At 43.5% G+C, this 9,319-nt stretch carries 7 protein-coding genes; 1 reads left to right on the top strand and 6 read right to left on the bottom strand.

The features are described from left to right. On the bottom strand, positions 1-1,747 hold a 1,747-nt coding region (locus G4P69_RS27125; protein ID WP_208352438.1), incomplete at its 3' end, for a serine/threonine-protein kinase. 215 nt (positions 1,748-1,962) lie between these two features. Between G4P69_RS27125 and G4P69_RS27120 the strand changes: the two genes are divergently transcribed. Continuing rightward, the gene (locus G4P69_RS27120) at positions 1,963-2,187 is read left to right on the top strand and encodes a DUF6887 family protein (protein WP_208339814.1); all 225 of its coding nucleotides are present in this window, start codon (positions 1,963-1,965) and stop codon (positions 2,185-2,187) included. An 82-nt stretch (positions 2,188-2,269) separates the two neighbouring features. Here G4P69_RS27120 and G4P69_RS27115 read toward each other — a convergent pair whose 3' ends face one another. The 5 genes from G4P69_RS27115 to G4P69_RS27095 form a co-directional block, all read right to left on the bottom strand. Further along, entirely contained in the window at positions 2,270-4,270 is a 2,001-nt protein-coding gene (locus tag G4P69_RS27115; RefSeq protein ID WP_208339844.1) for a serine/threonine-protein kinase, read from the bottom strand. 223 nt (positions 4,271-4,493) lie between these two features. Beyond that, complete coding sequence (locus G4P69_RS27110; RefSeq protein ID WP_243902190.1) at positions 4,494-6,209, bottom strand: formylglycine-generating enzyme family protein; 1,716 nt, start codon at positions 6,207-6,209, stop codon at positions 4,494-4,496. A 3-nt stretch (positions 6,210-6,212) separates the two neighbouring features. After that, entirely contained in the window at positions 6,213-7,355 is a 1,143-nt protein-coding gene (locus G4P69_RS27105; RefSeq protein ID WP_208339815.1) for a hypothetical protein, read from the bottom strand. After that, positions 7,352-8,317: an AAA family ATPase gene (locus G4P69_RS27100; protein WP_208339816.1), complete on the bottom strand. Its 966-nt coding sequence runs from the start codon at positions 8,315-8,317 to the stop codon at positions 7,352-7,354. Before G4P69_RS27100 ends, G4P69_RS27105 begins: the two co-directional genes overlap by 4 nt. Beyond that, positions 8,302-9,276 (bottom strand): hypothetical protein, encoded by a 975-nt coding sequence (locus G4P69_RS27095; RefSeq protein WP_208339817.1) that lies wholly within the window; start codon positions 9,274-9,276, stop codon positions 8,302-8,304. The genes G4P69_RS27100 and G4P69_RS27095 overlap by 16 nt, the downstream gene beginning before the upstream one ends. Positions 9,277-9,319 lie beyond the last annotated feature (43 nt).

The following is a 9,319-nucleotide window of genomic DNA, read 5'->3' as shown; positions in this document are numbered from 1 at the left end:
TTAGCACTCCAGTCACTAGATTCCACAGTTTGATGGTATTGTCTTTACTACCACTGGCAAGGGTCTTGCCATCTAGGCTGATAGCGATGGAATAAACCCAGTCAGAATGCCCTTTGAGGGTGCTGATGTACTCTCCAGTTGCCAGGTTCCACAGTTTAATAGTGTGGTCAAAACTACCACTAGCAAGAGTCTTGCCATCTGGGCTGAAAGCAACTGAATTAACCCAACCAGAATGCCCTTGGAGGGTACGGAGTTGCTCTCCAGTTGCCAGATTCCACAGTTGAATAGTGTTGTCACCACTACCACTGGCAAGAGTCTTGCCATCTGGGCTGAAAGCAACTGAATTAACCCAACCAAAATGCCCTTGGAGGGTACGGAGTTGCTCTCCAGTTGCCAGATTCCACAGTTGAATAGTGTTGTCACCACTACCACTGGCAAGAGTCTTGCCATCTGGATTAATGGCAACGGAGTAAGCTGACGTAGAATGCCCTTGGAGAGTGCGGATTTGCTCTCCAGTTGTCAGATTCCATAGTTTGACAGTCTTGTCATAACTACTACTGGCAAGGGTTTTGCCATCTGGGCTGAAAGCGACGTTTATAACAAAATCAGAATGTCCTGTCAAGGTTCTTACTAGTAACAAGCTATCAGGTAAACTGGTAATCGCAATTATCGGATTAGTAGGAAACAACCCATAACGAACATAACTATATATTTGAATCCCAACTAACACTGAAAGAGCGATCGCACCACCAAACAACAATCGCTTTCCAAGCTTAGCATTTGGTTTTGAAACTACTGGTTGTCGCGTTGGTGCTGATACTTGCTGTTTAGACGGTCCTGTTGGAGGTACAACAGGGGGTGGTGGCGGTGGATTCAACTCTTGTAAAACTTCTACTGCTGACTGATAACGTTGCTGATGATCTTCTTGCAGCAATTTATTCAGAATATCCCCCAATTCTTGACTTACTGGTTGCTGCAAATGGTGTTGCCAATAACCAACCCAGCCGTAACCTTGCCTCTTCCAAAGTTCCCAAGGGTGAACTCCACTCATCAGATGAAAGCAAGTTGCGCCCAAGCTGTATAAATCACTTGCTGGATACGCTTCCCCTCCCTGCATTTGTTCTAGTGATGCATAACCAAAAGAACCAATCACTGTCCCTGGACGGTTCATGACTGTCGTTGTCAATTGTTTTGATGCACCAAAATCAATCAACACCAATCTGCCATCACGACGCCGGATAATATTCTCTGGTTTTATATCTCGGTGAATAACTTTCTGCTTGTGAACTTCCTGAAGAATATTTAATAAATCGAGTAACAATTCTCGACTTTTTTGCTCGCTAAAAACTCCCTCCTGTTGCAATTCAGCCGATAAATTTTCTCCTTCGATATACTGCTGAACCAAATACAGTTGATTATCTTGTTCAAAATATGCTAGCAGAGTGGGAATTTGTGGATGTTCTCCTAACTGTTGTAATCTTATTGCCTCTTGTTCAAATAATTCTGTTGCTTTCTGAAGTGCGCCTGTTCCTTGTGTTCGTGGTGCAAATTGCTTGATAACACAGTTTTCCTTCAGTTTGTCAATATCCTCTGCCAAATAAGTTTTACCAAATCCTCCGCCACCCAATGCTTTTACAGGGCGATAACGGTTTCTCAGAACTACTAATCCGGTGCCGCAGTTGGAGCAAAACTTTGTGGTATCAGTACACGGAGGATTGTGGCAAGCTGGATTTAGGCAGCAGATCATCACTATGCTCTTACTGGTAAGTGTCTTTATTATCCACTAATCACTAAGAATTTCGGAAATTTTCTTTACATCAAGTACACAAAACAACATTCTTGTAGAACACAGGCTTATTAAGACGAAAACGTAAAATTATTGTAGTGCGGGCATCTTGCCCGCGTTCCATATAAAAATTAAATGCGCAACAGATTACACCCTAATGGACTTTGGGAATTTTTATGAAACCGAATTTTGAAGAAATGACAAATGACGAACTGAAAGCGTACGCACTTCAACACCGTTCTGATGAGGATATTGAAGCTTTGCGTCTTTTGTTTAGTCGCCGTAAAGCAAACTCACAAACCACAGTATTCGCCCCGCCAAAGACTCCACAAGAGGAGCAAGAACAATTTGAATTATTCAAGCGTTTAATTGAAGAGAAGGAAGGGAAGAAGGAAGGTTAGAGTTAAGGGTTTGTGGTTGCACGTTGGTGCGCTAAAGCGCAACTACGAACCAATTTGTACGGTTATTTAAAAGCGGCAACTTTTATGGTATTGCCCAAATTTTGATAGTTTTGTCTTCACTACCACTGGCAAGAATTTTGCCATCTGGGCTGAAAGCGACGGAACGAACCGAGCCAGAATGCCCTTGAAGAGTGCGGATTGGCTCTCCAGTTGCTAAATTCCATAGTTTAACGGTATTGTCATCACTACCACTGGCGAGAGTCTTGCCATCTGGACTGAAAGCGACGGAATTAACTTCGCTAGAATGCCCTTGAAGGGTGCGGATTTGTCCTCCGGTTGCGAGATTCCACAGTTTGATAGTGTTATCAGCACTACCACTGGCAAGGATCTTACCATCTGGGCTGATCGCGACGGAGTAAACTGATTTGGAATGCCCTTGGAGGGTGCGGATTTGCTCCCCGGTTCCCAGATTCCACAGTTTAATAGTGCTGTCATAACTACCACTGGCAAGGATCTTACTATCTGGGCTGAAAGCAATGGAATAGGCTGTGTTCACTAAGGCTAGGAAGGAATTAACCCCGTCGGAATGCTCTTGAAGGGTGCGGGTTTGCTCTCCAGTTGCTAAATTCCACAGTTTTATGATGTTGTCAAGGCTACCACTAGCAAGGGTTCTGCTATCTGGGCTAATCGCGACGGATCTAATTAAGTCGGAATGTCCTTCAAGAGTACGGATTTGCTCTCCAGTTGCGAGATTCCACAGTTTTATGGTGTTGTCGCGACTACCACTGGCAAGAGTATCGCCATCTGGGCTGATGGCGATAGATATAACTGGATCAGAATGTCCTTGCAGGGTGCGGATTTGCTCTCCGGTTGCCAGATTCCATAGTTTGATAGTATTGTCCCAACTCCCACTGGCAAGGATCTTGCTATCTGGGCTGATGGCGATGGAAGTAACCCAACCAGAATGCCCTAGGAGAGTTCTTTGTTGTAAGAAGTTGTTGGATGATAAGCTGGGAACCTTAACTGTTGAATTAGTAGGCAACAAGCGATCGCGAACAGAATGATCGCGAATATAACTATAGATTTGAGTTCCAACCAACGCTAACAGTGCGATCGCACCACTTAGCAGCAAGCTTTTTTTAAGCTTATTATTTCGTTGTAAAACGACTGGTTGTGGTTGTGTCTTAGCTTGTGATGGTGGCGGCTGATTCAACTCTTGTAGAACTTCTGTTGCTGACTGATAACGTTGGTGATAATCTCCTTGCAACAATTTATCTAGAATATGCCCCAGTTCTTGACTCACTGGTTGCTGCAAATGATCTCGCCAATGAGCAACCCAACTGTAGCCTTGGCTCTTCCAAAGTTCCCAAGGATGAACTCCAGTTAGCAGATGAAAGCAGGTTGTGCCCAAACTAAATAAATCACTCGCTGGATACGCTTTGCCTCCGTGCATTTGTTCTACTGATGCATAACCAAAAGAACCTATCGCTGTCCCTGAGTAATTTATGACTGTCGTTGTCAGTCGTTTTGATGCACCAAAATCAATCAACACTAATCTGCCATCAGGACGGCGGATAAGATTGTCTGGTTTGATATCCCGGTGAATAACTTGCTGAGCGTGAACTTCCTTAAGAATATTTAATAAATCCAGTAACAATTCCCGAATCTTTTGCTCGCTGAAAACTCCCTGCTGTTCTAATTCAGCCAATAAATTTTCACCCTCGATATATTGCTGCACCAAATACAAGCGATTATCCTGTTGAAAATATGCTAACAGGGTGGGAATTTGGGGATGTTCACCTAAGTGTTGTAATCTGATCGCTTCTTGTTCAAAGAGTTCTGTTGCTTTCTGAAGTGCGCCTGTTCCTTGTACTTGTGGTGCAAATTGCTTGATGACACATTTTTCGTTTAACTTGTCTATATCTTCTGCCAGATAAGTTTTACCAAATCCGCCCCCGCCCAATGACTTTACAGGGCGATAGCGGTTTCTCAACACCACCAATCCTGTGCCGCAGTTGGAGCAAAACTTTGTGTCATCAGCACACGGGGGATTGTGGCAAGCTGGGTTGAGGCAGCAGATCATCACTATGGTTTTACTGGTAGATTTCTTTATTATCCTGTAACCAATAAGTAAGTTGGCGCTAATATCTCACGCTATGCTAAGAAATTTTAAACGTCCGACTTGACTATCTTCTAAATTTTTAGTATGATCCCTGTATATCGCTCATTTATTATAAAAAAAATCGATCCGCCTGCGGCGGAGAAGGGTAAAATTAAGAAGGGCAAAAGTGCAAGAGTGCAAAGGGCTAATGAGTCCCGGCAAGCCCAACCACGACAACCCGAAACCCCACATGGTCGTAACTGTTGACGCGCGCAACCCAGTAGCGATAGGCCGAACGACAGTGCCTCGGAAAGTCGACCCAGGAACCACCACGCAGGAGCCTTTGTTGAGAATTATTATCATTATCGCTCACCCATGCAGTGCCATCAACCGGCGCTTTTTCATAGCTATCATGCCAGGTATCTTCACACCACTCCCATATATTACCATGCATATCATGTAAACCGCAAGCATTTGGGGAAAAATTTCCTACTTCGGTTGTTTGCCCCCGGTAAATCCCCTTTGGTGCAGATGCATAAGTGTATTCACCATTGTAGTTAGCTAAATAGGTAGTAATCGTCTCCCCAAAATGAAACGCTGTATTTTTCCCAGCACGGCATGCATATTCCCATTCAGCTTCACTTGGGAGCCGATAACCCTTCCCTGTTAAATTTGATAGTCTAGCGCAAAACTCAATTGCATCGTCCCAACTGACAGACTCAACAGGTCGATTAGCTCCTTTAAAATGCGATGGGTCAGGGTTTAAATCTATTTTAACTTTTGGTTGAACAGCAATTTTTGCCCATTGGGCTTGGGTAATCGGAAATTTTCCCATGAAAAATGGTTGAATTGTAACCCTATGCTGCGGACTTTCAGAACTAAATCTTTCTGGTTCGTTTTCTGGAGAACCCATCAGAAATTGACCGCCAGGAATTGCGACCATTTCTAGTACAACACCATCACCCAACTCTTCTGCGAAAAATTCTGCTTGACCTTGACTACGTTTTTCGGAGAAAGTTTTTTCGCCAAAAAGGCCAAAAAGTCCTGAACGTCTTTGGGCGAGGGTAACAAACTCAAATTGAAACCATTTCTTTTCAATGACAGGCGAAGATTTTGGCTGAGAAACCTGCTTGATGAAGGTAGGGAGAGTTAAATCGACTCGAGCGTCTTGTAATTGCTCTTGTTGTGTGTTCAATTTGCTGAGTTGGTTTTCTGCTCGAGAAACCTGCTTGATGAAAGTAGGGAGCGTTAAATTGACTCCAGCAACTTGTAATTGCTCTTGTTGTGTGTTCAATTTGCTAAGTTGGTTTTCTGCACCAGAGCGATCGCCACGAGCAAGGTTTCCCATTCCACGAACGTAAATTAGCAGTGGTGTGTATTCTGCTAGTACTTCCGAAAATGTTTCAACGAGAGATCCCAGACGAACCCATTCTGCTTTATCATTTAAATCCAAATGGGATAAAGTAGACGCAATTTTTTTAGCAGCCTCGTTAGGTTTGGTATACGCTAGTGCTGTCCATTCTTGAACTTGAGCAAAATTGCGAAGATCTGGATCATCACTCTCAAGCTGCTGCTGTATATAAACAAGCAAAAAATTAGACAGTTCATTAATCCGCTTTTCGCCAAAACGGGGATTTACCTGTAATTCCCTCAGCAGGGTATTTCGCACTACTGTATCCATTTCATAAAGCTCATACCCCACCTCATCACAAAGGCTAGAAAGCAGTAGATCTGCCACAGCAATCCAAGGAATATTCAAAACTTCTCCATAGATATCGCGCTGGAAATTAGCCCACAAACGATAGAGTAAATCCGGTGTAAGGGCTAACGGAAAAGCTGCATGGTAAGCTAAGTAAAGATGTGCTTCGTTAAAGCGTTGACGGAAGGTTTCAATGCGGCGATTGGCGACTTCTGGCTTCATTGGTTATCCTTCTCTTCCACGCAACACATCAATTGCTCTATCCATTCCCTGGCGACTAATTTCAAACATCGGTACCCAACGAGCAATCTCACCAGCTGTTGTCTCAAACCAGCGTTCTTTTACCATTGGATTGAGCCATGCGATATAACGAACTCGTTGTTTAAGTTGGTCGAGAAATTTTTTAGTTAACTCAAGTCGTTCTGAACTAAAACCACCCCTTGCTGCGCCTGCATCACTAAAAATTAACACAGCAGAACGTTCTGGACGAAGCTGATCTAAAACATCTTGAATCAGTTTAGCCTTCTGGCGTGTTGGTTCGTGGTAAAGATAACGGGTTGGACAGTTGTGAAAGTAATAAACACCAGCCTTTCCTAAGCGTCCACCCCTTTGGGCGGTTTCTGCTAACCGATTTCCCAGCATGTGAAATGGCACCATTGACCCTTTTTGATCAATCAGCAACAGCAGTTCAGTCCGATTCACTCGACGAGGAATCAGCACAGGTTCTAACAACACCCCTTGTTGTCCAACTCGATCAATAGTAGCCTCTACATCTAATTCTATGGGCAGTCCTTCCCGAACCAAACGGCGAAGATGTCGCCAGCTTTGTTTCATTTGTCGCCGAGTTACTGGAAAATACTCATCAGATTCAGTGAAGCGATGTTCATAAATATCCTCATCACTACGAGTAGCAATTTGTACTGCTGTAGCCACTCTAACTTCATCTTCTACTTGCATCAGTTCTGACGAGACGGGTACAGAAGCAGGCGTAGTTTCGGGTGGTGTAGGTTGCTGATCGCTGTTACCTCCGTAGGGTGCTTTGGGAGGAGAGGAAAATTTTTGTTGTTCTAAACTTGGTTTCCTTTGTTCTAAATTTGGTTCCCTTTGTTCTGAAGTTGTAGGAGTGATGATCGGATGCGTGAGTTTAATTACCTGGTCAAAGTGATAATTAAAAAGGTGTTCCTCATCCTTTGACTTGATCCACAAAGTACGGCAAAGTTCTGCTAATGACTCTTGATCAGCTATACCAAACCCCTCCTGCAAAGCTTTCAGAACTAGGCGATACTCATCAATACCCAAGGGTAAGCCTGCTTCTCGTAGCTGAGTGAAGAGGTTAAGCAGTGGTAATTCTTCTTGGGTAGCTTTCATGTTTCCCCACCTGAAGAACCTGATTGTATTTGCTCCCCGTAACGCCGATAATCATCCCAACTCTTCAACAACACTCCAGGATAGAGAAGTTCTGTCTTTAATTTACCAAGAATTTCATCGCTGTCATAATGACTAAGAATCCTTACCCAGTCCATTAATTCGCTGGTGCTGACTTTCTTACCAGCTTCGCCTTTGTCTCGCCGCATTTCTTCGCGCAATTCCACAAAGCGATCAATAATTGCGTCTACCAAGTCTAGAGGGGAAGCGGGAAAGTGAGCCTGAACAATTTCTATTAGTTGCTGACGTTCGGGAAATTTAACATAGTGAAATAAACATCGGCGTAGGAAAGCATCTGGCAAGTCTTTTTCATCGTTACTTGTGATAAAAACAATCGGTGTTTGCTTTGCCTGGATTCTCTTAATGGGACTGCTTTGTTTTACTTCTCCAACCTCAAACCGTTTCTCATCAAATTCAAGCAGCAGGTCATTGGGAAAGTCTATGTCAGCTTTATCAATCTCGTCAATGAGTACAACAGTGGGCTTTTCATTTAAAAACGCACGTCCTAAAGGTCCCCATTCAACATAAGCGTCAGAATTTTTCGCTTTTAATGCTGCTTCGTCATCCATCCCCGAAGCAGCAAGTTGCGCATCGCGCAACCTTCCTACGGCATCATAAGTGTATAAACCGTCTCGCGCTCGACTAGTAGATTTTATATACCAAGCTTCGTAAGGTAAATCTAACTCATAAGCCACTGCACGAGCTAATTTAGTCTTCCCACAACCAGGTTCTCCCTTTAGTAGTAATGGGCGTTCAAGCGCGATCGCCATATTGACCGCCTCTACCAATTTCTTGCTAGGTAAATAAGGATACAACAATTGCCCTGTATTTGGATCTTGCTCCCCTGGCTTAGGCTGCTTGTTGCCCGTGTATTTTAGCTGCTTTCCGTTTACAGTTCTAGCCACCTAACTTCTTCCTCCTCCCAATTACAGCCGCACAAGTTGAAAATTTCAGCGAATACACGCTCTGGAACACCTTTAGTATTTTTTAGGATCCCCCGAACTGTGTAGTCTATTTCTTCTGTTACAGTGGTTGGCAATATATCAATTGCATTGTCTATCCAGGTAGCTAATACTTGGTCTGATAAGCATTCAATCATTGGTAGTCTGATGGGAGTATGGGGTTCCCACACCGAATCTAGTTGGTTTGCGAAGTTGATCTTCCAAGTACTAGCACAATCGTCGTGCGCAACCAAAAACATGAGGAGAAAAGACTCGTTATCTGGGGGTAATTTCTCTTTAGCTAAATTTACCAATCGTCGCCAAAAGTCGCAGATCAGGGTTTGTAGATCCTCTTCAATAAAACAGTCCACGTCATGAAACACCAATATAATGTGCTGCGTTTGCAGCTGCACTATAACTCCTTTGGCAATTTCGTCAGGAGATGAAAGGTTTTCTACCCCTATTTCACGACCTAGCCGTCGCCAGAAAGCAGTAATATCTGTTTTCAAGGCTTTGCTACGAAGGTGGAACTCAATCGGGTAAGTCTCGGTACTGTTGTAAGGAATTGCTTGTAGGAAACGCTTCAGCAGAAATATTTGACCGTGTTCCGGTGAACCATGAACCAAGAAAGATCCTATTCGCCGTCTTTTTTCTAAAAATTTTCGGAATAGGAGTGCCTGATCTTTATAATTCAATTGAAAAAGTTGAGTTTGTATACGCTCATTTTCGATAGCCTGAAGCTGCTTTTCAACGCGATCGCGCTCTTTCTCAGCTTCTTTAAGTTCGTTTTTTAGCTGATAATGTACTGAAGCACCTGCCTCAATCACAGCTTTTGTCCGCAAGTGATTTATTTTCTCGGTTAGCTCAGTGTAATATTTTTGAAGTTCTTGCTGTCGCTGGTGTGAATACTGAACTGAGGGCATAAGTACTTGTGCAAAATCAATTTAAAATCGCTGCTTAGAAATT

Origin of the sequence: Aetokthonos hydrillicola CCALA 1050 (assembly GCF_017591665.1) — a bacterium.
GTDB classification, from domain to species: domain Bacteria; phylum Cyanobacteriota; class Cyanobacteriia; order Cyanobacteriales; family Nostocaceae; genus Aetokthonos; species Aetokthonos hydrillicola.
This window is presented reverse-complemented; position numbering and strand designations above follow the sequence as displayed.